The sequence below is a fragment of the Saccharopolyspora ipomoeae genome, assembly GCF_029952525.1.
Classification (GTDB): domain Bacteria; phylum Actinomycetota; class Actinomycetes; order Mycobacteriales; family Pseudonocardiaceae; genus Saccharopolyspora; species Saccharopolyspora ipomoeae.
The window spans coordinates 286566-311009 of sequence record NZ_JASAOF010000003.1 but is presented as its reverse complement, the minus strand read 5'-3'; the positions used below and the strand labels follow the sequence as shown (position 1 = coordinate 311009).

Genomic DNA, 24444 nt, shown 5'->3' with positions numbered 1-24444 from the left:
AGGTCAGGCGGGTTTGAGCACGGTCAGGAACTGCGTGGCGCGGCTGAGGGCGACGTAGAGCGCCCTGCGGCCGGTGGTCGACTCGGTGGCCAGACCGTCGGGGTCGACGACGGCGACCGCGTCGTACTCCATGCCCTTGGAATCGAGGCTGCCCACCACCCGCAGCCTCGGGTCGTCCACATCGGACAACCAGGCGCGGACCTCGTCCCGGCGCGACATCGTGGTGATGACGCCGATCGTGCCCTCCGCCCGCTGCAGCAGGTCGAGCGCGGCCTCGCGGGCCGCGGCCGGCAGCTCCTCCGCCTCGACCTCGCGGACGTCGGGCTCGACGCCGGTGGCGCGCACCGCCGTCGGCAGGTCGTCCGGGTCGACCAGGTCGCGGACCGCGTCGCAGGCGTGCTCGAAGATCTCCGCCGAGTTCCGGTAGTTCGTGCGCAGCGTGAACGTGCGGTGGGTGCGCTGGGCGCTGAGCGCCTCCTCGCGCGCGGTCGCCGCCTCGGCCGGGTCCGGCCACGACGACTGCACCGGGTCGCCGACGATCGTCCAGCTCGCGTGCCTGCCGCGGCGGCCGACCATCCGCCACTGCATCGGCGAGAGGTCCTGGGCCTCGTCGATGACGACGTGGGCGTACTCGTCGTAGTTGACGGCGCGGCGCGGCTGCTCGGCGTCCGGCTCGGTGCGGACGGGGCGCTTCGGCGGCGGTCCGATCATCGTCCGCAGCTCGTCGATCAGCGCGATGTCGGCGACCGTCCACTCGGTGACGTCCGAATCGCTGAGGGAAGCCCAGGACTTCGCCAGCAGCTCGACCTCCTCGGCGGCCAGCAGCCGCCGGGCCGCGCGGGACAGGCGCTCCGGGTCCGACAGCCAGCGCAGCACCTGCATCGGGTACAGCGCGGGCCACCAGGCGACGAGGAAGCGGTGGAACTCGATGCGCTCGCCGATCTCGCTGATCAGCCGGTCCCGGTCGGGCTGGAAGTCGCCGCCCGCCAGGCCCTTGGCCTGCTGCCACAGGGCTTCCAGCAGCGCGTCGGCGGCCTTCATCCGGAACTTGTTGGGCTGGCCACCCTTGTTGTGCAGGGTGCGGCGGATCCGCTTGAGCTCGTCGGCCTCCAGCTTGAGCACCGCGCCCCGGTAGAACAGCTGCAGCGCCTCGGGGGCTTCCGGCGGGGGCAGGCGCAGCGCGCGGCGCAGCACCTTGACCATCCGGGAGGAACCCTTGATCTCGGCGGTGCGCGGGTCGTCGATCCGGGCGGTGCTGATGCCGTCGAGCACCTCGCCGAGCGCGCGCAGCTCCACGTTGTGCTCACCCATCGACGGCAGCACCCGCGAGATGTAGCTCATGAACACCGGTGACGGGCCGATGACCAGCACGCCCGGCCCGCCGAGCTTGCGCTGCTCCCGGTAGAGCAGGTAGGCGGCGCGGTGCAGCGCGACGGCGGTCTTGCCGGTGCCCGGTCCGCCGGTGATCTCGGTGACGCCGCTCTCGGGAGCGCGGATCGCCTCGTCCTGCTCCTTCTGGATGGTGGCGACGATGTTGCGCATCGTCTCGCCGCGCGAGCGGGTCAGAGCCGCCATCAGCGCGCCGTCGCCGATCACGCGCATGTCCGACGGCGCGCGGTCGGGGTCGAGCAGGTCGTCGGAGACGTCGACGACGTTCTCCCGGGAGCAGCGGATCACGCGGCGCCGGATCACGTCCTGCGGGTGTTCGGGGGTGGCCTGGTAGAAGGCGGCGGCCAGCGGGGCGCGCCAGTCCACCAGCAGGTTGTCGAAGCGCTGGTCGCGGATGCCCAGGCGGCCGATGTGCACCGCGTCGCCGGTTCCCAGGTCCAGCCGGCCGAACACCAGGCCCTCGGACTCGGCGTTGAGGGCCTGCAGCGTCCGGTTGGCGTGGTGGAGCATCACGTCCCGCTCGTTGAGCGCTTCGGGCGTGGCCTCCTTGCCGTACTCGTAGCTCTTGTCGCGCATCGCCTCGGCGTCGGAGCGCAGCTCGTCGAGCCGGGCGTAGACGCGGTCCACGTGCTCCTGCTCGACCGCGATCTCGGCCTGCTTTTCGGATGCTTCGGACACCTGTGACTTTCTCCCGGTCTGGCGCGGTGGGCAGACCTAACAGACTACGCGCGATCCCGGGCGGCCCCACGCGTCCCGCCTGCCGTCGGGGGAGGCCGCCGGGCGTAGAATCCGCGGTGGCTCACCACCCGCGAAACACCTGCCCACCGGCGGTGCGCGACGATGTGACGGTGACTCGGATCGTGGCGGGCAGCGCGGGCGGACGACGCCTGGACGTGCCCCCGAAGGGAACCAGGCCGACCTCGGAGCGGGTGCGCGAGGCGCTGTTCAACTCGCTGGAGACGATGCTCGACATCGACGGGGTGCGGGTGCTCGACCTCTACGGCGGTTCGGGGGCGCTCGGTCTGGAGGCGCTCTCGCGCGGTGCCGGGCACGCCACGTTCGTCGAGTCGGATCGCCGCGCGGCGCAGATCCTCAAGCGCAACGCGGCTTCGCTGGGTTTTCGCGACGTGCGGGTGGAGCAGGCCAAGGCCGAGACGCTGACGGCCTCGCCTGCGGCCGAGCCGTTCGACGTGGTGCTGGCCGATCCGCCCTACGACCTCTCGGCCGAGCTGCTGCAGCGGGTGCTGGACGGGCTCGTCGAGAACGGCTGGGTGGAACCGGGCAGCGTGGTGATCGTCGAGCGCGCGGTCCGCAGCGGGGATCCGGACTGGCCGGCTCCCCTTGAGGGGTTGCGTTCGAAGCGCTACGGCGACACGGCGGTGCACTGGGCCGTGATCGAACAGCGGTGAGGCGGGCCACGTCATCCTGGGGGTTCGCTGATCCGGCTGCTAACGTCCCTGGCCATGAGGCGTGCGGTATGTCCAGGTTCCTACGACCCCGTCACCAACGGTCATCTGGACATCATCGAGCGAGCGTCCGGCCTGTTCGACGAGGTCGTCGTCGCGGTGCTGATCAACAAGAGCAAGAAGGGCCTGTTCTCGGTCGACGAGCGGCTCGACATGCTGCGCGAGGTCACGGCCCCGTGGCCGAACGTGCGCATCGACTCCTGGCACGGTCTGCTGGTCGACTACTGCAAGGCCAACGAGATCGGCGCGATCGTCAAGGGTCTGCGCGCGGTCAGCGACTTCGACTACGAGCTGCAGATGGCGCAGATGAACCAGCAGCTGTCCGGGGTCGAGACGATGTTCATGTCGACCAACCCGCTCTACAGCTTCCTGGCGTCGTCGCTGGTCAAGGAGGTCGCCACCTACGGTGGTGACGTCTCCAACCTGCTCCCGGCGACGATCGAGCAGCGGCTGCGCGAGCGCCTCGCCGAGAACGGTTAACCTCCGCGACGTCCGCCGGTCGCGCGAACTTCCGCTGATCGTGCGGTGATCCCTTCGCATTCCCGCCATTTCCGCTGGTGGGTGGGTCGGCGCCGTTAGCGTCACCGGCATGAAGAAGTCCATGCAGATCCTGCTGGCCGCCCTGCTCGCCGTGGCGGGGCTCGTCGGCTTCCAGTCCAGCGCCTTCTCCGTCGCACCCGCCCCTGCTGCCGTCGCGCAGGCCGAGTGCGGCGACACCACCGGTTTCGAGCAGGTCGCGCTGTCGTCGCTGCCGCCGGAGGCCGCGGAGACGGTCGAGCTCATCCAGGCCGGAGGGCCGTTCCCGTACCCGGAGGACGGGCAGACCTTCGGCAACCGCGAGGGGCTGCTGCCCGATTGCGCGGAGGGCTACTACAAGGAGTACACCGTCGAGACCCCCGGCAGCGACGACCGCGGTGCCCGCCGCTTCGTCGTGGGCGAGAACGGGGAGTTCTTCTGGACCGACGACCACTACGAGAGCTTCTCCATCACCGACATCAACGCGTGAGGTCGTGACCGCAGCGGGGGAACCTCCCCGCCACCTCGGTGGCGGGGAGGTTCCCCTCCTCGCGTCCGGGGCTTGACACGCGGATGGTGGATTTCCGCCGGGTACGGGGGTCGTGCAGGCAGACTGGACGGGGAACGGCCCGTGATCGGCATCGCGCGGTGTTCTGAGATGCTTGAGCGGCGCGGCGCTGGACGACTGCAGGGAGATCATGGTGTACCGGGTGTTCGAGGCCCTCGACGAGCTCGTGACGATCGTCGAAGAGGCGCGTGGCGTCCCCATGACCTCGGGTTGTGTGGTGCCCCGCGGTGACGTGCTGGAGCTGCTCGACGACGTGCGGGACGCGATCCCGCAGGAGCTCGACGACGCGCAGGACGTCCTGGACCACCGCGACGAGGTGGTCACCAAGGCGCAGACCGAGGCCGACAAGTCGGTCGCGGAGGCCCAGTCCGAGGCGCAGCGCACGCTGGCCGAGGCCCGCGCGGAAGCCGAGCAGCTGCTGGCCGAGGCCCGGGAGCAGGCCGACCACCTGCTGTCGGACGCGCGCGGTCAGGCCGAGCAGGCCGTCACCGCCGGTCGTCGCGAGTACGAGGACTACGTGAGCCGGGCCCAGTCCGAGGCGGACCGCATGGTGCAGGCCGGGCGCGCCGCCTACGAGCAGTCGGTGCACGAGGGCAAGACCGAGCAGGCCCGCCTGGTCACCGACACCGAGGTCGTGCAGGCCGCGAACAACGAGGCCAAGCGCATCGCGGAGGAGGCCGGCGAGGAGGCGGAGCGGCTGCGCAGCGAGTGCGACGCCTACGTCGACTCCCGGCTGGCCGACTTCGAGGACCTGCTCGGCCGCACGCTGCGCACCGTCGGCAAGGGTCGCCAGCAGCTCCGCAGCCCGATGGGCGCCCCGTTCGACTACGAGGAGTGGCAGCCCTCAGCGGGTGCCAACTGAGGTCGGCGCCCTGAGGACCTGGTGGGCCGCGACGGTGGTGGCGGTGGCCACCAGCAGCGGGGAGATCAGCAGCATCAGGTAGGCCATCACCGGTGCCGTGTACTCCAGGTGGTGGCCGTAGGCGATGCCGTCGACCCGGACCGCGCTGTGGAACGACAGCGCCGAGACCGTCGAGGTCAGCAGCGTCATCATCCAGTAGGCCACGGTCACCTGACGCGCCTGCGCGGCCTCGCCCGCGTTGAAGCGGCCGGTGCGGACGTTGCGCCCGCCGGTGAGCAGGGTCAGCGCGCTCAGCAGGCACATGACGGTGGCCACGGTGCCCAGGCCGACGGTGAGGATCTGGGTGGCGACCGTGGCGCTCGGCACGCCGTAGCCGCAGGTCAGGATCAGCGCGCCGACCGCGGTGCTCAGCGCGGTCGCGATCGAGCCCAGCCACGTGCACTGGCTCCGGATCCGCCGCAATTCCTCGGGCGTGAGGTCGACGAACCGGTAGACGGGCGTGGTGAGTCGGGATCCGTCCTCGTTCATGGGGTCAGTCCATGCCTCGTGAAATTCCCCGACCGATGGATTTCCCAGCACCCTAATCCGCTGATGGCGGGAGGGGAAGTTCTGCCCGCCGGTCGAGGGACTCCGCTGAACGGTCCAACCGCTCGGGTGGGGTGGCGGTGCGCTGAACAGGGGTTGGTGTCGTTCGCGGCCGGGCGTCACGTACGCTGGGAGGGCTGACTTGGGGCGCAGTGCCCGATCCTGTCGGGGGTCGTTCCCAACGTCGGCCCCATGCCCGTTCATCAAGCACCGAAACTCGTGATGTCTCAGAGCCATGAAACGCGCACCGCGCAAGCCGGCCCTTGGGTGATCGACACCCGGGAAATCGGCCACCGGGCCGGCAGCAGCCGTGCCTACACGCGCAACGCCCCGGCACCGGCCGGCTTCGGGCTGGACATGATCAAGGTGCCGGAAGGCGAGCCGGTCGAACTCGATCTGCTGGCCGAGTCCGTGGTGGAGGGCGTGCTGGTGTCCGGCACTGCTTCGGCCGAGCTGTCCGGCGAATGCTCCCGCTGCCTGGACCCGGTCTCCGAGGAGATCGAGGTCGAGGTCCGCGAGCTGTTCGCCTACCCGGACAGCGCCACCGACACCAGCACCGATGACGACGAGGTGGAGCGGGTCGTGGACGACCTGATCGACCTCGAACCGGTGGTGCGGGACGCGATGCTGCTGTCGCTTCCCTCGGCACCGTTGTGCTCGCCGGACTGCCAGGGGCTGTGCTCCGGGTGCGGCGTGAAGTGGGCCGAACTCGCCCCCGAGCACACGCATGAGACCATTGATCCTCGCTGGGCCGCGCTTCAAGAGCGGTTCGGCGGTACCGAAGAGGAGAAGTAGTCGTGGCCGTCCCGAAGCGCAAGATGTCCCGGGCCAACACCCGTCACCGCCGTTCGTCGTGGAAGACCTCGGCGCCGACGCTGACCGAGTGCTCGAACCGCTCCTGCCGCGAGCAGAAGCTGCCGCACGTCGTCTGCCCGGCCTGCGGTCAGTACGACGGCCGTCAGGTCGTCCAGCCCGCCTGAGCGGCGGTCACGTAGTGGGGGGAAAGCAGTCGAGGGCCCGTCAGATCGACCGGGCCCCGTTGTTGGCAGCGCTCGGCGTCGAGTTGGACGCCGAGCTGCTCACCCTTGCCCTCACCCACCGTTCGTACGCGTACGAGAACGGCGGGCTTCCGCCGAACGAGCGGCTTGAGTTCCTCGGCGACGCGGTGCTCGGACTGGTGATCACCGATCACCTCTACAACGAGCACCCCGACCTGCCGGAGGGGCAGCTCGCGAAGCTGCGCGCCAGCGTGGTCAACATGCACGCGCTGGCCGGAGTGGCGCGCGGGCTCGGTGAGGGCGGTCTCGGCGAGTACTTGCTGCTGGGGCGCGGCGAGGAGCTCACGGGGGGCCGGGACAAGGCGAGCATCCTCGCGGACGGTCTGGAAGCGGTGCTCGGCGCCGTCTACCTGGCCGAGGGCATCGACGTCGCACGCGCCGTCGTGCACAAGCTCTTCCAGCCGTTGCTGGCCGAGGCGCCGCGGCGCGGTGCCGGCCTGGACTGGAAGACCAGCCTGCAGGAGCTCACCGCCTCCGCGGCGCTCGGCGTGCCCGAGTACCGCGTCGAGGAGGAGGGGCCGGACCACCGCAAGGAGTTCAGCGCCTTCGTCTCCGTCGGCGGGCAGACCTACGGTCGCGGCGACGGCAGCACCAAGAAGGAAGCCGAGCAGAAGGCCGCCGAGGCGGCCTGGCGCCAGCTCGACGAGCAGGTCAACGCCGCCAAGGCGGCGGAAGAGGGCTCGGCGGACGCCTCGTCGTGAGGTCGGGCGGCAACGCCTGAGAGGGACATGATCAGGGACCGGTTCGCAGAACCGCCCGGCCCCTGATCATGTCCCTTTTTCGCGTCCTGGAGCGGGTTTCACGTCCCTCCCGGTGTCGAGGGCGTTCGGGGCGTGGGACAGGATGTGCTCGTGCCCGAGTTGCCCGAGGTCGAGGTGGTCCGCCGCGGTGTCGCCGAACACGCCGTGAGCCGGAAGCTCTCCAGCGTCGAAGTCCTGCACCCGCGCGCCGTGCGCCGCCACGTCCTCGGCGCCCAGGACCTGGCGGCCAGGCTGGCCGGGCGGGTGCTCACCGCCGCCCGGCGGCGCGGCAAGTACCTGTGGATCGAGCTCGGCGACAGCTCGGGGCACCCCGACGGCGAAGGTCTCGTCGTGCACCTCGGCATGAGCGGGCAGCTGCTCGTGCAGCCCGTCGACGCGCCCGACGAGAAGCACCTGCGGGTGCGGATGCGCTTCGCCGACGGCGGTCCTGAGCTGCGGTTCGTCGACCAGCGCACGTTCGGGGGCCTGCAGCTGGCCGACCTGGTCGAGGTCGACGGCGTGCTGCTGCCGGAGCCGGTGGCCCACATCGCCCCGGACCCGCTGGAGCCGGTGTTCGACCTGGCGCGGCTGACGGAGCGGCTCCGCGCTCGCCGGACCGGCATCAAGCGCGCGCTGCTGGACCAGAGCCTGGTCTCCGGCATCGGCAACATCTACGCCGACGAGGCCCTGTGGCGCGCCAAGCTGCACTGGGCCCGCCCGACCTCGACCATGACCCGCCCCAAGGTGCGCGAGCTGATGGAGGCTGTCACCGACGTCATCGGTGAAGCGCTGCACGCCGGCGGGACCTCCTTCGACGCCCTCTACGTCAACGTCAACGGCGAGTCGGGCTACTTCGACCGCTCGCTGGCGGTCTACGGCCAAGGCGGCTGCCCCTGCCCGCGATGCGGCACCTCGATCCGCCGAGACCCGTGGATGAACCGCTCCGCCTACACCTGCCCCCACTGCCAACCCAAACCCCGCAACGCCCACCTGTAGTCTTCGCGTCTCTCTCGGGTCGCAACCTCATGCTGAGCGATGCCCCTCATTCGGAAATCGCAAATATCTCCTAGCTCAGATGCTATGGTTGCGCCATGCTCCTGCTGAGCTTCACGGTGCGGAACCACAACAGCATCCGCGACGAGGTCACCATCGACCTCGCTCACCCGTCGCTGCGCACGCTCCGGCCCCGGGGCGATGACTGGGCCGGAGCGACGTATCCGCTCGCAGGTGTCTTCGGAGGTAACGCCACCGGCAAGTCGGCGGTGCTCGATGCGATCCGGTACGCCTTCGCGGCGATCGGCCACTCGGCGACGACCTGGCAGGCGGCGAAGGGGATGCGGCGCGCACCGTTCCTGCTGGACGGGGACGCGCGCACGTCGTCGAGCACCTACGAGCTCGACTTCGTCCACGAGGGACGCCGTCACCGGTACGGGTTCGAAGTCGACGTTGAGGGCATCAAACGCGAGTGGTTGCGCGATGTACCGAGTTCGCGATGGCGCACGCTGCTGGACCGTGACCGAGACGGTGACGTCCTGACGTTCCACCCGAGCCTCCGCAGAATCGAGGTGACGAAGCGCGAGCTCGTGCTCAGCCGCTCGCTCCTCCTGCACGACTCCCCGCTGCACGCCATCGCGCAGGACCTGACGTCGAGCTTCGACTACGTCCTCGTGAAGGACTCCCACCGCGAAGCGCGGCTGACCAACATCGCCGATTCGCTCGCAGAAGGGGCGATCACCTTCGCCGACCTCGAGGCGCTGCTCCAAGTCGCCGACATCGGTGTCGTGAAGGTCGACATCGAGGAGACCAAGATTCCGGAGCACATCCGCCGGGCGCTTCGTCGATGGGTGCGAGACGTTCAAGGCGGCGACGATGCGGACGCCGCTTCGACCGGTGGTGCTGAGGGCGACCGCGAGGAGCAGGACGAGCTGGACGACGACCAGCTCGCGCAGGTCATCCGGCACCTCGTGTTCACCCATCGCGGCACTGCAGAGGAACGCCCCTCGTTCTCGATCCACGACGAGAGCGATGGGACCATCGCCTGGCTCTCCATCGCGGTGCCCGCGCTGGAAGCCTTGCGCGGCGGGGGATTGCTCGTGGTCGACGAGATCGACGCGAGCCTGCACCCGCATCTGCTGGACGTGCTGCTCGGCGCGTTCGCGGATCCGGTGGTCAACACCGAGCAGGCGCAACTCGTGTTCACCAGTCACGAGTCATACCTCCTCTCGCCCCTGAGCGAGGTCGCGCTCGAGCCCGAGCAGGTGTGGTTCACCGACAAGTCCTGGGAGGGCGTCACCGAGCTGTCCTGCCTCGCCGACTTCCCGAGACATCCGGACGCGAACGTGGCCAAGCGGTACCTGACAGGGCGGTACGGCGGGACACCGCGGCTCTCGCCGAGCTCTCTGGCCGTGCTCGTGGGATCCGAGGCGGGCTGACGGTGGCCGATCGTCCGAACAGGCGGCGTCGGGGGCGTCCGGCGAGGCAGCTCGCCAAGCGGATCCTCGTCGTCACCGAAGGAACTCTCACCGAGCCGCAGTACGTCGAGCGCCTGAACAGCTTTCTGCGCAGCAGAGGTTCGACGGCGGTCGTCAAACCCGTCGGTGTGGGGAGGGATCCGCTCCGAGTCGTCCGGAAGTGCATCGAGATCCGGGACAAGGCGGTGAGGGATGACAAGCCCTTCGACATCTGCGTCTGCTTGGTGGACGTCGATCGGCACGAGGCGCTGCCGAGTGCCTGCGAACGCGCTCAGCGCGAGTCGATCCTGCTGCTGGTCTCCAACGTGAAGTTCGAGATGTGGCTGCGATGGCATGCCGAGGGGAATCGATCTGCGCTGACCTCCGCGCAGCTCGATCAGCGCACCGCCAAGCTGGGTTTGGTCAACAACAAGATGCTGTCGCTGAGCTTCCCGTTCCACCAGGTCGGCGAAGCGTGCGAGATCGGATACCGCGCGGACCCCGAGTTGCGGGCCGGACGAGTGGGGCCGGACCCGTCCTCGGCGATGCCGGTCCTCGTCGACCTGCTCTCGGATCGGTGAGAGCAGGGCTGCGAGAGGCGGTTGCACCCCTCGCGGCCCGCGTGTGACCTCACACCGCGCCGCGGCAGTCGTGGAGTTGGGTGGTGGTTGTGGGGTTGCCGCCGTAGTCGGTGGGGTTGACGACTGGGCAGTGGTGGGCGACCCAGGACATCGTGGTGTCGACGACCGCTGTGTCGACGTCGCCGCCCATGCTCTGGACTCCTGAGGAGCCGCTGGTCCAGACGTAGCGGAGCTCCCCGTCGGCGATGTGCTGCTCGAGCTGCTCGACCGTCGGGGTGGGGTCGTTGCCGTTGTAGCCGCCGACGGCCATCACCGGCCGACCCGTCTCCAGGATCACCGGGGCCGCGACCATCGATCCCACCACCGCGACCAGCCACGTCTCGTTCTCCTGGTGGTCGGTGAGATAGCGCATGAGCTGCGGGCTGACCTGCTCGCCGCTCGACCGCTCTCCGCGTTCGCCCCGCGTTCCGTCCGGCCGGTTCCCGCTCATGCCGTCCGGCGGCATCCCGCCCGCTTGCCTTGTGCCGTCGGGCATCCCGCGGCCGCCGCCGCCCGGACCTCCACCCGGACCGCCGCCGGGACCGCTGTTGCCGGGACCGGCGGAGGGGAACGTTGCTTGCACGGGGGTCGACAGCGGAGTCACCGCGTAGGCAGTCGGTCCCGCCAGTGACGCGAGGATTCCCACCAGCGCACCGGCGGCGATGACACGGTTCTTCCCAGCGCGCCGCTCGCGGGGCAGGAGCAGGGGAACCGTCATCGCAACACCGGCGATCACCGAGACGACTGCGACGAAGGTTCCCATCCACGGCAGGAAGTCCTCGTCCTGGCCGAGCAGGTGGGCGCTCCAGAGGCCGGTGGTGATGATCGAGGCCGGGAGCAGCAGACCCCACCACTCGGTGTCGCGGGTCAGGCGCCACATCGCGATCACGCCCGTGCCGACGACCGCGGCCAGCGGGGCGGCCAGGGCGACCGTGTAGTAGGTGTGCCAGATGCCGGAGGCGAAGGTGAACACACCTGCGGTGACCAGCAGGGTTCCGGCCCACAGCAGGAAATCGGCGCGCTGGGCGTCGTGCCGGGGTCGGCGCCGGAGGTGCACGATCACGGCGATCGCGCCGAACAGCGCCAGCGGGTACAGCCAGCCGATCTGAGGGGCGACCTCGCCGCTGAACAGCCGTGCCAGGCCGGCGCCGTCCATCCCGCCACCGCCGGGTCCGCCACCACCCGGGGGCACGCCACCGGCCGGAGGTGTCCCGCCACTTGGCATCCCGCCACTGGGCATTCCACCATTGGGCATCCCGCCGCCGGGCGATCCGCCGCCGCCCATCATCCCGGGCGACATGATTTGGGCCTGCCCTTCCACGCGGCCGAGGCCGTTGTAACCCAGCAGCAGGTCGAGGACCGTGTTGTCCCTGCTGCCGCCCACGTACGGCCGTGCCGAGCTCGGCACGAGGTCGACCACCACCAGCCACCACAGGCTCACCGCCGCCAGCGCGACGCCCGCCACGACCAGGTTGAGCAGCTTCCGCGGCCACGCCGGACGGGCCGCCACCAGGTAGACCAGGACGATCACCGGGACCGCGAAGAACGCCTGCAGCATCTTGACGTTGAACGCCAGACCGGTCGCGACCGCGCACCACACCAGCGGCATCAGCTTTCCCGACCGGATCGCGTTGGAGGCTGCCCACAGCGACAGCGCCAGCAGCAGGGTCAGCAGCATGTCCGGGTTGTTGTGCCGGGCCATCACCACCGCGATCGGCGTCACCGCCAGCGCCGAGCCCGCCAGCACGCCGGCCACGGGCCCGAAGCCGCGGCGCACCACGTGCTGCACCACCCACACCGCGGCCACGCCCGCGACGGCCTGCGGCACCAGCAGGCTCCAGGTGTTGAACCCGAAGACCCGCGCCGACAGCGCCTGCACCCACAGGGCCAGCGGCGGCTTGTCGACCGTGATGAACGAGCCCGCGTCCATCGCGCCGTAGAAGAACGCCTTCCAGCTCTGCGTCATCCCCAGCACCGCGGCCGAGTAGTAGGTGTTGGCCCACTCGTTGATCGACAGCGCCCACGTGTTGAGGAAAGCGGCCAGCGCCAGGACCGCCCAGCGAGCGGGACGCGACCACCTCGGTTCCCCGGCGCGGGCGGGCGGTGGAGCAGCGGACATGCGAATTCCTCTCCGGAGCGGACCTTCCCGCGACGAGGGTGGCGGCTCCGGCTGGGAGGACCGTGTGAGTCCGCTGCACGTCCGCCGAGTGCCGACTCCCAGCCGATTCCCAGGTTCCGTCAACGGGGCTCGCACCTGCGTCCGGCTTGATGGATGCGGAACCGGATGAGAGGTGGTGGAAGATGAGTGCCGTGCCGCAGCTCGGCGCCGAGACGGCGCGAGGTGGTGCCGGGTCGAACCGGACCGCGACGGTCGACGTGGTGATCCCGGTCTACAACGAGGAACGTTCCCTTCCCGGGTGCCTGGAGGTGCTGAGCCGGTACCTGGGCGAGGGGTTCCCCTTCTCGTGGTCGATCACCGTCGTCGACAACGCGAGCACCGACGCGACGCTGGACGTGGCGCACGGGATGGCCCGGTCGATCCCGAACGTGCGGGTGCTCCACCTGGACCGCAAGGGACGCGGTCTGGCGCTGCGCACCGCGTGGGGCTACAGCGACGCCGACGTCGTGGTCTACATGGACGTCGACCTGTCGACGGGGCTGGACGCCCTGCTGCCGCTGGTCGCGCCGCTGGTCAACGGGCACTCCGACCTGGCCATCGGTTCCCGGCTGGCGCCAGGCGCGCGCACCGTGCGGGGCGGGAAGCGGGAGATGATCTCCCGCGGCTACAACAAGATGATCCGGTGGAGCCACGGCGCGCGGTTCACCGACGCCCAGTGCGGGTTCAAGGCGGCGCGCACCGACGTCATCCGCCCGCTGCTGCGGCAGGTGCGCGACGACTCGTGGTTCTTCGACACCGAACTGCTGCTGCTGGCCGAGCACAACGGCCTGCGGGTGCACGAGGTGCCGGTGGACTGGGTCGAGGACGTCGACACGCGGGTGAACGTGGTGCGCACCGCCACCGACGACATCGCCGGACTGGTGCGGGTGGCGCGCGCGAAGATCACCGGTACCGCGCGGGTCGAGGGTCTTCCGCAACGCCCGGAGCCGCGCGCCGCGCACCCGCAGGCCGTGCTGGCCAAGCGGGAGAACGGCCTGCTGTGGCAACTGGTCTCGTTCGGCGCGATCGGCCTGGTGTCCACAGTGCTCACCTCGGTGCTCTACGCGGTGCTGCGCGGTTGGTGGCCGCCGCTGCTGGCGAACCTGGTGGCGCTGACCGTCACCACGCTCTGGAACACCGAGGCCAACCGGCGCTACACGTTCCTGCAGCAGCGCGGCTCGTCCGGCCGGGTGCACGCGCAAGGGCTGATCGTGTTCGCGCTGTACTACGTCGTCACCTCCGGCGCGCTGCTCGGGTTGCAGGCCTACTCGGCGGATCCGTCGCGCTGGCTGGAGGTCCTGGTTCTGATTCTGTCCTCTGTGGTCGGTACCGCTCTGCGGTTCGTACTGCTCCGCTCGTGGGTCTTCGCGGCCCCGGTCAAGGAAAAGGAAATGTCATGATCGCAGTCGAAGAGGCTGCGCCGCGGACGGCGGAGAGCGGCGGCAGCCCCCCGATGTGGCGGCGCCTCGCACTGGCCGGGACCTGCGCGCTCGCGGCCGTGCTCTACCTGTGGGGCATCGGGAGTTCCTGGGGCAACAGCTACTACACGGCGGCCGTGAAGTCGATGGCCTCGAACTTCGAGGCGTTCTTCTTCGGATCGTTCGACGCGGCCGGCGTGATCACCGTCGACAAGCCCCCGATGGCCCTGTGGTTGCAGGTCATCTCGGTGAAGATCTTCGGGTTCAACCAGTTCGCGGTGCTGTTCCCGCAGGTCGTGTGCGGGGTTGCCGCGGTGTTCCTGCTGCACCGCGCGGTGCGCCGGTGGGCGGGGGAGAACGCTGCGCTGATCGCGTCGCTGGTGCTGGCGCTGAGCCCGATCACGGTGCTGATCAACCGCGACAACAACCCGGACACCTTGCTGGTGCTGCTGGTGGTGGCCGCCGCCTACGCGATGACGCGGGCGAGTTCCGACCGCCGCTCGACCGGCTGGATCGCGCTCGCCGCGTTCCTGGTCGGCTGCGGCTTCATGACCAAGATGCTGCAGGCCTGGATGGTGCTGCCGGCGTTCATCGCCGCCTACTTGATCGGCAGCCGCAACGGTTGGGGGCGCAAGGTTCTCGATCTCGGCGTGGCGGCCGTGGTGCTGCTGGTCAGCTCGTTCTGGTGGGTGGTGGCGACCATGCTGTGGCCTTCCCCCAAGCCCTACATCGGTGGCAGCACCGACGGCACGGCTCTGGACCTGATCTTCGGGTACAACGGCTTCGGCCGGATCCTCGGCAACAGCGAGGGCAACGGTGGCGGAGGACCCGGCGGCGGAGGACCCGGTGGCGGGGGCGGACCTGGCGGGGGCGGGGGTTTCTCCGGGACCGCCGGGGTGCTGCGGCTGTTCAACGAACAGCTGGCCGGTCAGATCAGCTGGTTGTTGCCGCTGTGCGCGTTGATCCTGGTCGCGATGCTCGTGCTGGGCGTCCGGCACTGGCGGTCCGGTGGTGCGCTGCAGCGCGAGCGGACGGCGGGCTGGGTGCTGTGGGGAGGATGGCTGGTCGTCATCGGCGTGATGTTCAGCTTCGCGCAGGGCACCATGCACCCCTACTACACGACGATGCTGGCACCCGCGATCGGCGCGGTGGTCGGTGCCGGGCTGGTGCGGTTCTGGCAGTGGTACCGGCAGCCGGGCGGCAAGGCGTGGTTGCTGCTGCCCGTCGGGGTCGCGATCACCGTGGCCTGGGCGATGGTCCTGGTCGCGCGGGACCTGAGCTGGAACGCGTGGGCCGGTTATCTCGCGGTCGGGCTCGGCGTGCTGGCGCTGGTGGTGCTGCTGCTCGGCCGCCGCGGTCGTGCGGGCCTGGCCAAGACCGGGTTCGCCCTCGCGCTCGCAGCGATGCTCGCGGTGCCCACGGCCTGGTCCGCGATCGGCGCGGTCGGCGGGTCGACCGGGATGATGGGCGGAACGAACCCGATGGCCGGGCCGCAGACGTCGATGGGCGGCCCCGGAGGCCGCCAGGACGGCGACCGCGCGGGTCGGATGAACGGGATGCCGCCGGGCATGTCCGGCCAGATGCCGCCCGGCATGTCGGGTCAGGCGTCCTCGGGCTCCGGTGATCAAGGTCGGATGGGCGGCGGGCCTGGCGGCATGGGCGGTGCCGCGCTCAGCTCCGACCAGCAGAAGCTCGTCGACTACGTCGAGGCCAACGCGGGCGGCAAGGAGATCCCGCTGGCGGTGTCGGGCGGTGCCAACGGCGCGGCGAGCTACATCATCAACACCGATCTGACGGTGGTCGGCATGGGCGGCTTCACGGGGTCCGATGATGCGCCGTCGGTCGCTCAGCTCACCGAGTGGAAGCAGAGCGGCCGGCTCGGCTTCGTCCTGCTGGGCGGCGGCCCGGGTGGGATGCGGAGCCAGGCCCAGAACGGGCAGGCCCAGGACGGGCAGGCCCAGGACGGGCAGGCCCAGGACGGGCAGGCCCAGGGCGGTCCTGGAATGCAGGGCGGTCCTGGAATGCAGGGCGGTGGCCCCGGTGGCCAGGAGTCCACTGTGAGGGAGAACTGGGTGAAGCAGAACTGCACCCTCGTCGACCCCGCCGCCTACGGCGGTTCGACGGACTCCTCCCAGCAGCTCTACGTCTGCGGGTGAGCCGGTGAGGCGGATTGCCGCCGTATTCCGGTCAGCGGATTGCGGCGGCAATCCGGCCACCCCGGGGCTTCCGGGAGGGACGTTTCGGGGGCCGTGGACAGTTTTAGCCAGAATCGCCCGGGGCGAGTGACCGTTTTGTCCGGTCAATTCTGGCTAAAACCGTCCACGGTTCACCCCTTCGAGCGATGGGCGACACGGGGCGAGGTGTTCAGCGGGTTTCCAGGGTTTTCCCAGGGAGCTCGGGGATGCTGGAGGGCGTGGTGGAGAGCAACGGAGCGCGAGTGCTCGTCGTCGACGACGAGCCGAACATCCTGGAACTGCTGGCCGCGGCGCTGCGCCTGAGCGGCTTCGAGGTCCGCAGCGCGGCCACGGGCGCGGAGGCGTTGCGGGCGGCCGCCGAGTTCCACCCCGACATCGTGGTGCTGGACGTGATGCTGCCGGACCGCGACGGCTTCTCCGTGGCCACCGAGCTGCGCGGCGGCGGCAACACCGTCCCGGTGCTGTTCCTCACCGCGCGCGACGCGGTGGAGGACCGCATCGCCGGTTTGACCGCCGGTGGCGACGACTACGTCACCAAGCCGTTCAGCCTGGACGAGGTGGTGCTGCGGCTGCGCGCGATCCTGCGCCGGGTCCGTCCCGAGCAGGACGACGGCGCGACGCTGCGCTACCAGGACCTGGAGCTCGACGAGGACACCTACGAGGTCCGCCGGGCCGGGCAGCTGGTCAGCCTCTCGCCGACGGAGTTCAAGCTGCTGCGCTACCTGCTCATCAACGCCGAGAAGGTGGTCAGCAAGGTGCAGATCCTCGACCGGGTGTGGAACTACGAGTTCGGCGGGGATTCCCGGATCGTCGAGTCCTACATCAGCTACCTGCGGCGCAAGATCGACTCGGTGTCGCCGCCGCTGATCCACACCATCCGCGGGGTCGGCTACGTCCTGCGACTGCCTCCCGAGAACCGGTGAGGCCGATGACGTTCCTGCGCACGCTCCGCGGGCGGCTGGTGCTCGTGCTGGTCGGCGCCCTGGTCGTCGGCCTGCTGCTGATGGGCTTCACCAGCGTCGCGCTGCTCAACCGGTCGCTGGTGGAGCGCACCGACGACCGGCTGGCCGAGATGTCGATGCCCTGGGAGGAGGGGCGCATGCCGCCTCCTGACCCGGCGCGCAGGCATCCCGACGGGCCGACGCGCGGCGAGCTGCCGACCGAGTTCCGGGTGCTGATCTTCGACTCCTCCGGTGCGCAGCTGGGCGGCATGATCGGTGCCGAGGACGGCGAGGCCGGCGGCCCGGTGGTGCTCAACCCCGAGCGGGGCCCGGAGGTGGGCACCGTGCCGGACAAGGCGGGCGGCACCGACTGGCGGGTGCGCCGGGTGGCGCTGCCGGACGGGCGGACCGCTGTGCTGGCGCTGTCGCTGGGCACCGCCCAGGCCACCGTGCACCAGCTGGTGGTCATCGAACTGGCCGTGGGCGGGGCCGTGCTGCTGGTGCTGGCGCTGGCCGCGGCGGTCACGGTGCGGCTGAGCCTGCGCCCGCTGGCGCGCATCGAGGACACCGCCGACGCCATCGCCGCAGGTCAGCTGGATCGTCGAGTGCCGGATCAGGATCCGAGCACGGAGACGGGCCGGTTGGGCGAGGCGCTGAACACGATGCTGGGCAGGCTCACCGACGCGCTGCAGCAGCGGGAGCGCTCCGAGGACCGGTTGCGCCGGTTCGTCGCCGACGCCTCGCACGAGCTGCGCACGCCGCTGACCTCGATCCGCGGTTTCGCCGAGCTCTACCGGCGCAGCGAGGAGCACCGGCCGGAGGACGTGCGGATGATGATGGGCCGCATCGAGTCGGAGTCGGTGCGGATGGGCGGCCTGGTCGAGGACATGCTGCTGCTGGCCCGGCTGGACCGGGAGCGCACCGCGGACCTGGTCGAGCTGGATCTGGTGCCGCTGGCCGACGACGTGGTGCACGACGCCCGGGCTCGCGACCCGGAGCGCGAGATCACCTTGAACAGCCCTGATGACCTGCGCGTTCTCGGTGACGGGGCGCGGTTGCGGCAGGTGCTGACCAACCTGGTCAACAACGCTCTGGTGCACACGCCCGCGGGCTCGCCGATCACCGTCGACGTCGGCCACAAAGCCGCGAGCGACCGGGCGATCGCGGCAGTCGGCGCCGAGCCGGGCCCGGGAACGCGGATGGCGGCGGTGTCGGTGAGCGACAGCGGCCCGGGCATCCCGCCGGAGCACGCGGCGCGGATCTTCGACCGCTTCTACCGCGTCGACGACGGCCGGACGAGGGCGGCGGGTGGCAGCGGCTTGGGCCTGGCCATCACGGCGGCCCTCGCCCAGGCCCACAACGGTCGCCTCGAACTGCACGCCGCGCCCGGCGGCGGCAGCACGTTCCGCCTGCTGCTCCCCCTGACCTGAGGGGGAGCCGTCGCGGAAGACGGCTCCCCCTGGGTTTTTCAGGTCAGAGCTTGACCGTGGGGTTGTGGATGTCGAACCACATCGCCAGGTCGAGGGCGCGCTCGAAGGTGTAGCGGGCGGCCATCTCGATGTGGGCCGGGTCCTGCTCCACGGCCTCGGCGACCCACTGCTTGTTGAGCAGCGACAGCGCCGGGCTGTCGGCCTTGACCAGGTCGCGGACCTGGCGCTGCAGCACCGCCGCGTACTCGGGGTCCTGGGTCGACGGGTACGGGCTCTTGACGCGCTCGACGACCGACCGGGGCAGCGTGTCGGCGGTGGCGTGGCGCAGCAGGCTCTTCTCGCGGCCGTCGAAGGTCTTCAGCGACCACGGGGTGTTGAAGACGTACTCGACCAGGCGGTGGTCGCAGAAGGGCACGCGCACCTCCAGGCCCACGGCCATGCTCATCCGGTCCTTGCGGTCGAGCAGGATGCGCACGAAGCGGGTCAGGTGCAGGTAGCAGATCTCCCGCATCCGCCGCTCCAGGTCGCTCTCCCCGTCGAGGGTCGGGACCTCGCCGATCGCGGTGCGGTAGCCGTCGGCGATGAACGACGGGATGTCGAGCGTGGCGGCGACGTCGGGGTCGAGCATGTCGTAGCCCTGGCCCTGGCTCTGCACGGCGGCCAGCCACGGGAAGGTGTCGGCCGCGCGCACGTCCGGGTCGTGGAACCACTTGTAGCCGCCGAAGACCTCGTCGGCGGACTCACCGGACAGCGCCACCGTGGAGTGCTGCCGGATCGCCTTGAACAGCAGGTACAGCGACTGGTCCATGTCGCCCAGGCCCATCGGGAAGTCGCGCGCCTGCACCGTCGCGCGGCGCACGTCGGGGTCGGCGAGGGTGTCGGGGTCCAGCACGATGTCCTGGTGCTGCGAGCCGACGTGCTCGGCGACGTCGCGCACGTAGGGCCCGTCGGGGGTGGCGCGCATCGGGTCCGGGACGAAGTTCTCGGTCTGGCCGAGGAAGTCGACCGCGAAGCTGCGCACCTGCTCGCCGCTCTTGGCCAGGTGAAGTCCGGACAGCGCGGTGATGGCGCTGGAGTCCAGGCCGCCGGAGAGCAGCACGCAGCGCGGCACGTCGGAGACGAGCTGGCGCTGCACGATGTCGTCGAGGAGCTCGCGGACGTGCGACACCGAGGACTGCTGGTCGTCGGTGTGCTCGGTGGCCTGCAGCTTCCAGTAGGCCTGCTCGCGCAGGCCCTTGCGGTCGAGGGTGACGATCGTGCCCGGCTCGACCTCCCGCATGCCCGACCACACGGCCTGGCCGGGGGTCTTGACCATGCCGAACAGCTCGCGCATGCCGTCGGCGTCGACGACCTTCTCGGCCAGCGGGTTGGCGAGGATGGCCTTGGGCTCGGAGCCGAAGAGCACGCCGTCCTCGGTCGGGTAGTAGTACAGCGGCTTGATGCCCATCCGGTCGCGGATGAGCAGCAGCTTGTCCTCGCGGGAATCCCAGACGGCGAAGGCGAACATGCCGTTCAGGTGCTCGGCGACCTGCGCGCCCCATTCGAGGTAGCCGTGCAGCACGACCTCGGTGTCGCTGTCGGTGTCGAAGCGGTGGCCGCGGCGGCGGAGTTCGTCGCGCAGCTCGGTGAAGTTGTAGGCCTCACCGCTGTAGACGATGGCGACCTGGCCGCTCTCGGCCTCCATCGGCTGCGCGCCTCCGGGCAGGTCGATGATGGCCAGTCGCCGGTGCCCGAGCGCGGCGTGCGCGCTGACCCAGGTGTCCCCGGCGTCCGGGCCGCGGCAGGTCATGGTCTCGCACATGGCGTCGACGGTGGCGCGGTGCTGGGTCAGGTCGCGCTGGAAGTCGATCCAGCCGGAGATTCCGCACATTTCCGGACGTATCCCCAATCTCGTTTGTTTCCTACCGTTTTCAGGCGCTTTTCCAGAAGATTTCAGCGCCACGGCTTGTTAGCGAGAGTAACGAGATCGTTGCATCGGTGAAACCAACTAACCGAGTGAAGTCACCCACTCACAAATCGTTCAGATTCACCGAAAGCGGAAGAAAAGCGACTCACATCAAAAATGCGTCAAGGCCTCCCACCGCCGCGTCAAGGACTCGTCATGGGCCTCGACCGCGCACCTCGTGAAGGACTTGGCTGGACCACGAGGAAGAAAACCCGAGAGGAGAACCGGTCGTGGTCGATCTCGCCTTCGCGGCGTTGCTGGTCGGCGGATTCCTGATCCTGGCGCTGCTGCTGCGCGGTTTGGAGCGGTTGTGAGCGTCGTGATCGCCAACGCCGCCGGCGGAGTGCTGGCGCTGCTGCTCATCGGATACCTGTTCGTCGCGCTCGTCCGCCCGGAGAGGTTCTGATGTTGTTGCTGCAAGCGGGCCTGCTCGTCGCCGCCCTCGCGATCGCGCACAAGCCCTTCGGGGACTACATGGCTCGCGTCTACACGAGCGAAACCGACTGGCGGATCGAGAAGATCGTCTACCGCCTGGTCGGCGTCGACCCCACCGCGCGCCAGCGCTGGACCAGCTACGCCGCCGGCGTGCTCGGTCTCTCGATGGCCTCCATCGCCCTGCTCCACGCGATGCAGCGGCTGCAACCGCTGTTGCCGCTGAACCTCGGGCGCGGCGCGGTGCCGCCGGAGATGGCCTTCAACACGGCGGTCAGCTTCGTCACCAACACCAACTGGCAGTCCTACGCGCCCGAGGAAGTCCTCGGCCACGGCGTCCAGATGGCCGGGCTGACCGTGCAGAACTTCCTGTCGGCCGCGGTCGGCATGGCCGTGGCGGTCGCCCTCGTGCGCGGCTTCACCGGTGACGGGACCGGACGGATCGGCAACGTGTGGGTCGACATCACCCGCGGCTGCACCCGCGTCCTGGTGCCCGTCGCCGCCGCGGCCGCGATCGTGCTGATCGCGCTCGGCGTGGCGATGAGCTTCGCGCCCGGCATCGAGGTCACCGGGCTCGACGGGCAGGCGCACACCATCGCCACCGCGCCGATCGCGAGCCAGGAGGCGATCAAGGAGCTCGGCACCAACGGCGGCGGTGTGCTCAACGCCAACTCCGCGCACCCGCTGTCCAACCCCGGCGGCGCGTCCAACCTGCTGGAGAACTTCCTGCTGCTGGTCATCCCCGTGTCGCTGACCCGCACCTTCGGCGTCCTGGTCGGCGACCGCAGGCAGGGCCACGCGCTGCTCGCGGTGATGGGAACCCTGTGGTCGGCGATGCTGGCGGTGACCTGGTGGGCCGAGGCGCACCCCAACGGGCCCGCCGCCCTGGCCGCCGGAGCCGCGATGGAGGGCAAGGAGGCGCGCTTCGGCATCGACGCCTCGGTGCTGTGGGCGGTGAGCACGACCGGGACCTCCACCGGAGCGGTCAACGCCATGCACGACAGCTTCACCGGGCTCGGTGGCGGGACCGTGCTGCTCACCATGCTCCTCGGCGAGGTCGCGCCCGGAGGCGTCGGAGCCGGGCTCTACGGGATCCTCGTGCTCGCGGTGATCGCCGTGTTCCTCGCGGGTCTCATGGTCGGCCGCACACCGGAGTACCTCGGCAAGAAGCTCGGCCGCCGCGAGGTGACGGCCGCCGCCCTGTCGGTGCTGGCGATGCCGACGGTCGTGCTGCTCGGCGCCGGGCTCGCGATGGCGCTTCCCGCCACCCGCGACGCGCTGAACAACACCGGCGCGCACGGTCTTTCCGAAGTGCTCTACGCGTTCGCCTCAGCGGGCAACAACAACGGCAGCGCCTTCGCCGGACTCACCGTCACCAGCCCGTTCTTCCAGGTCGCGCTGAGCATCGCGATGCTGCTGGGAAGGTTCGTGCCGATCCTGGCGGTGCTCATGCTCGCCGGCTGCGTCGCGCAGCAGCAGCGGATTCCCGCCACCGCCGGAACCCTGCCCACCACCGGACCGCTGTTCGCCGGCCTGCTCGGCGGCACGGTCGTTCTCGTCGCGGCGCTGACGTTCCTGCCCGCGCTCGCTCTCGGCCCGATCGCGGAGGCCCTGGCATGACCACCACCCTCGAACCCGATCTCGACGTTCCCATCACGACGCCCAAGCGCGCCGCAGCGGGAACCTTCCGGCCACGACAACTGCTCACCTCCGCGCCCGAGGCGCTGCGCAAGCTCGACCCGCGGCACCAGCTGCGCAACCCGGTGATGTTCGTGGTCTGGGCCGGTTCGGTGCTCACCACAGTGCTGGCCGCGTTCTCCCCGAGCGCCTTCGCCATCGCCGTCGCCGCGTGGCTGTGGTTCACGGTGCTGTTCGCCAACCTCGCCGAGGCCGTCGCCGAGGGACGCGGTCGGGCGCAGGCGGAATCGTTGCGGCGCACCAGGACCGAGGCCGTCGCCCGCAAGCTCGTCGAGGGCGGTGAGCGGAAGGTTCCCGGCACCGCACTGGCAGTCGGCGACCACGTCGTGGTCGAGGCGGGCGAGACCATCCCCGGCGACGGCGACGTCGTCGAGGGCATCGCGACCGTCGACGAGTCGGCCATCACCGGCGAATCCGCCCCCGTCATCCGCGAATCAGGAGGCGACCGCTCCGCCGTCACCGCGGGCACCACCGTGCTGTCGGACCGGATCGTCGTGCGCATCACCGCCGCGCCGGGCGAGACCTTCGTGGACCGGATGATCGCGCTCGTCGAAGGTGCGCAGCGGCAGAAGACGCCCAACGAGATCGCGCTGACGATCCTGCTGTCCACGTTGACGATCATCTTCCTGCTCGCGGTGGTCGCCCTGCAGCCGATGGCGGCCTACTCCGGGTCGCTCATCGAGGTCACCACCCTGACCGCGCTGCTGGTGTGCCTGATCCCCACCACGATCGGTGCGCTGCTGTCGGCGATCGGCATCGCGGGCATGGACCGGCTCGTGCAGCGCAACGTCCTGGCCAAGTCCGGTCGCGCGGTGGAAGCCGCCGGTGACGTGGACACGCTGCTGCTCGACAAGACCGGGACCATCACCTTCGGCAACCGGCGCTGCACCGAAATCGTCCCCGTCGACGGCGTCACGCCCGCGCAGCTCGCGGACGTCGCCCGCCTGTCGAGCCTCGCCGACCCCACGCCGGAGGGCAGCAGCGTGGTGGCCTTCTGCGCCGCCGAGTTCGGACTGCCCGAAGGTCCCGTCGGTGCCGAGGTCGGTGCGCGGAAGGTTCCCTTCACCGCGCAGACCCGGATGAGCGGCATCGACCTCGACGGCCGCCGCATCCGCAAGGGAGCCACCGGCGCGGTCGCGGAGCAGGTCGGGGAACTTCCCGATCAGGTCGTGCGCTGCGCCGAGGAGATCGCCGCGGCCGGTGCGACACCGCTGGTCATCGCCGAGGACGACCGGGTGATGGGCGTGATCCGGTTGTCCGACGTGGTCAAACCGGGGATGCGGGAACGTTTCGCCGAGCTGCGCGCGATGGGCATCCGCACGGTGATGATCACCGGGGACAACGAGCTCACCGCCCGCGCGATCGCGGCCGAGGCCGGGGTGGACGACTACCTCGCCGAAGCCCGGCCCGAGGACAAGATGGCCTTGATCAAGGCCGAGCAGGCCGGTGGGCGGATGGTGGCCATGACCGGCGACGGCACCAACGACGCCCCCGCCCTCGCCCAAGCCGACGTCGGGGTCGCGATGAACACGGGCACGGCCGCCGCCAAGGAGGCCGGCAACATGGTCGACCTCGACTCGGATCCGACGAAGCTGATCGAGATCGTCGAGATCGGCAAGCAGCTGCTCATCACCCGCGGTGCGTTGACGACCTTCAGCATCGCCAACGACCTGGCCAAGTACTTCGCGATCCTGCCCGCGCTGTTCGTGGCGATCTACCCGCAGCTCGACGCGCTGAACGTGATGCGACTGGCCAGCCCGGACTCGGCGGTGCTGTCGGCGGTGGTGTTCAACGCGCTGATCATCGTCGCGCTGATCCCGCTGGCGCTGCGCGGAGTCCGCTACCGCCCGTCCACCGCGGCCGTCCTGCTGCGGCGGAACCTGCTGGTCTACGGCCTGGGCGGGGTGGTCGCGCCGTTCGCCGGGATCTGGCTGATCGACCTGGTGATCCGTTTCGTCCCCGGAATCGGGTGA

At 70.2% G+C, this 24444-nt stretch carries 21 protein-coding genes; 17 read left to right on the top strand and 4 right to left on the bottom strand.

The features are described from left to right. Window positions 1-3: 3 nt before the first annotated feature. Entirely contained in the window at window positions 4-2067 is a 2064-nt protein-coding gene (locus tag QFW96_RS08065; protein ID WP_281454922.1) for a HelD family protein, read from the bottom strand. A 170-nt stretch (window positions 2068-2237) separates the two neighbouring features. Between QFW96_RS08065 and rsmD the strand changes: the two genes are divergently transcribed. The 4 genes from rsmD (at window position 2238) to QFW96_RS08045 (ending at window position 4801) form a co-directional block, all read left to right on the top strand. Beyond that, the gene (gene rsmD / locus QFW96_RS08060; RefSeq protein ID WP_281454921.1) at window positions 2238-2798 is read left to right on the top strand and encodes a 16S rRNA (guanine(966)-N(2))-methyltransferase RsmD; all 561 of its coding nucleotides are present in this window, start codon (window positions 2238-2240) and stop codon (window positions 2796-2798) included. A 54-nt stretch (window positions 2799-2852) separates the two neighbouring features. After that, window positions 2853-3335 (top strand): pantetheine-phosphate adenylyltransferase, encoded by a 483-nt coding sequence (coaD, locus tag QFW96_RS08055; RefSeq protein WP_281454920.1) that lies wholly within the window; start codon window positions 2853-2855, stop codon window positions 3333-3335. Between the two features lie 109 nt (window positions 3336-3444). Next, window positions 3445-3861 (top strand): guanyl-specific ribonuclease, encoded by a 417-nt coding sequence (locus tag QFW96_RS08050; protein WP_281454919.1) that lies wholly within the window; start codon window positions 3445-3447, stop codon window positions 3859-3861. A 211-nt stretch (window positions 3862-4072) separates the two neighbouring features. Further along, window positions 4073-4801, top strand: a complete 729-nt coding sequence (locus QFW96_RS08045; RefSeq protein ID WP_281455170.1) for a DivIVA domain-containing protein — start codon at window positions 4073-4075, stop codon at window positions 4799-4801. Here the strand turns inward: QFW96_RS08045 and QFW96_RS08040 are convergent. Next, the gene (locus QFW96_RS08040) at window positions 4784-5329 is read right to left on the bottom strand and encodes a hypothetical protein (protein WP_281454918.1); all 546 of its coding nucleotides are present in this window, start codon (window positions 5327-5329) and stop codon (window positions 4784-4786) included. The genes QFW96_RS08045 and QFW96_RS08040 overlap by 18 nt on opposite strands. Before the next feature lie 279 nt (window positions 5330-5608). Here QFW96_RS08040 and QFW96_RS08035 point away from each other — a divergent pair, with 279 nt between their 5' ends. The 6 genes from QFW96_RS08035 (at window position 5609) to QFW96_RS08010 (ending at window position 10215) form a co-directional block, all read left to right on the top strand. Beyond that, a complete protein-coding gene (locus QFW96_RS08035; RefSeq protein WP_281454917.1) occupies window positions 5609-6181 on the top strand; it encodes a YceD family protein in 573 nt (190 codons plus the stop codon). A gap of 2 nt (window positions 6182-6183) precedes the next feature. Next, window positions 6184-6366: a 50S ribosomal protein L32 gene (gene rpmF, locus QFW96_RS08030; RefSeq protein ID WP_093413438.1), complete on the top strand. Its 183-nt coding sequence runs from the start codon at window positions 6184-6186 to the stop codon at window positions 6364-6366. A gap of 14 nt (window positions 6367-6380) precedes the next feature. After that, entirely contained in the window at window positions 6381-7145 is a 765-nt protein-coding gene (gene rnc / locus QFW96_RS08025) for a ribonuclease III (RefSeq protein ID WP_281454916.1), read from the top strand. Window positions 7146-7295: 150 nt separating this feature from the next. Continuing rightward, window positions 7296-8180 carry a bifunctional DNA-formamidopyrimidine glycosylase/DNA-(apurinic or apyrimidinic site) lyase gene (gene mutM, locus QFW96_RS08020; protein WP_281454915.1) on the top strand — a complete coding sequence of 295 codons (885 nt, stop codon included), beginning with the start codon at window positions 7296-7298 and terminating at the stop codon, window positions 8178-8180. A gap of 95 nt (window positions 8181-8275) precedes the next feature. Beyond that, on the top strand, window positions 8276-9616 hold the full coding sequence (locus QFW96_RS08015) for an AAA family ATPase (RefSeq protein ID WP_281454914.1): 1341 nt from the start codon (window positions 8276-8278) through the stop codon (window positions 9614-9616). 2 nt (window positions 9617-9618) lie between these two features. Next, complete coding sequence (locus QFW96_RS08010; RefSeq protein WP_281454913.1) at window positions 9619-10215, top strand: RloB family protein; 597 nt, start codon at window positions 9619-9621, stop codon at window positions 10213-10215. Between the two features lie 49 nt (window positions 10216-10264). On the opposite strand, the gene QFW96_RS08005 is transcribed toward QFW96_RS08010, so the two are convergent. After that, complete coding sequence (locus QFW96_RS08005; protein WP_281454912.1) at window positions 10265-12373, bottom strand: ArnT family glycosyltransferase; 2109 nt, start codon at window positions 12371-12373, stop codon at window positions 10265-10267. Between the two features lie 182 nt (window positions 12374-12555). Here QFW96_RS08005 and QFW96_RS08000 point away from each other — a divergent pair, with 182 nt between their 5' ends. The 4 genes from QFW96_RS08000 (at window position 12556) to QFW96_RS07985 (ending at window position 18396) form a co-directional block, all read left to right on the top strand. Beyond that, window positions 12556-13812: a bifunctional glycosyltransferase family 2/GtrA family protein gene (locus tag QFW96_RS08000; protein WP_281454911.1), complete on the top strand. Its 1257-nt coding sequence runs from the start codon at window positions 12556-12558 to the stop codon at window positions 13810-13812. Further along, on the top strand, window positions 13809-15986 hold the full coding sequence (locus QFW96_RS07995) for a glycosyltransferase family 39 protein (protein WP_281454910.1): 2178 nt from the start codon (window positions 13809-13811) through the stop codon (window positions 15984-15986). Before QFW96_RS08000 ends, QFW96_RS07995 begins: the two co-directional genes overlap by 4 nt. A gap of 245 nt (window positions 15987-16231) precedes the next feature. Next, complete coding sequence (locus tag QFW96_RS07990) at window positions 16232-16948, top strand: response regulator transcription factor (protein ID WP_281454909.1); 717 nt, start codon at window positions 16232-16234, stop codon at window positions 16946-16948. Between the two features lie 5 nt (window positions 16949-16953). Next, on the top strand, window positions 16954-18396 hold the full coding sequence (locus tag QFW96_RS07985) for a sensor histidine kinase (protein ID WP_281454908.1): 1443 nt from the start codon (window positions 16954-16956) through the stop codon (window positions 18394-18396). Window positions 18397-18439: 43 nt separating this feature from the next. Here QFW96_RS07985 and asnB read toward each other — a convergent pair whose 3' ends face one another. Further along, window positions 18440-20266 carry an asparagine synthase (glutamine-hydrolyzing) gene (asnB, locus tag QFW96_RS07980; RefSeq protein WP_281454907.1) on the bottom strand — a complete coding sequence of 609 codons (1827 nt, stop codon included), beginning with the start codon at window positions 20264-20266 and terminating at the stop codon, window positions 18440-18442. Window positions 20267-20651: 385 nt separating this feature from the next. On the opposite strand from asnB, the gene kdpF reads away from it, so the two are divergent. The 3 genes from kdpF to kdpB are packed head-to-tail and all read left to right on the top strand — an operon-like array spanning window position 20652 to window position 24444. Continuing rightward, window positions 20652-20747, top strand: coding sequence for a K(+)-transporting ATPase subunit F (gene kdpF / locus QFW96_RS07975; RefSeq protein ID WP_281454906.1), 96 nt, complete (start codon window positions 20652-20654; stop codon window positions 20745-20747). After that, complete coding sequence (kdpA, locus tag QFW96_RS07970) at window positions 20747-22393, top strand: potassium-transporting ATPase subunit KdpA (protein ID WP_281454905.1); 1647 nt, start codon at window positions 20747-20749, stop codon at window positions 22391-22393. Before kdpF ends, kdpA begins: the two co-directional genes overlap by 1 nt. After that, window positions 22390-24444: a potassium-transporting ATPase subunit KdpB gene (kdpB, locus tag QFW96_RS07965; protein WP_281454904.1), complete on the top strand. Its 2055-nt coding sequence runs from the start codon at window positions 22390-22392 to the stop codon at window positions 24442-24444. The genes kdpA and kdpB overlap by 4 nt, the downstream gene beginning before the upstream one ends.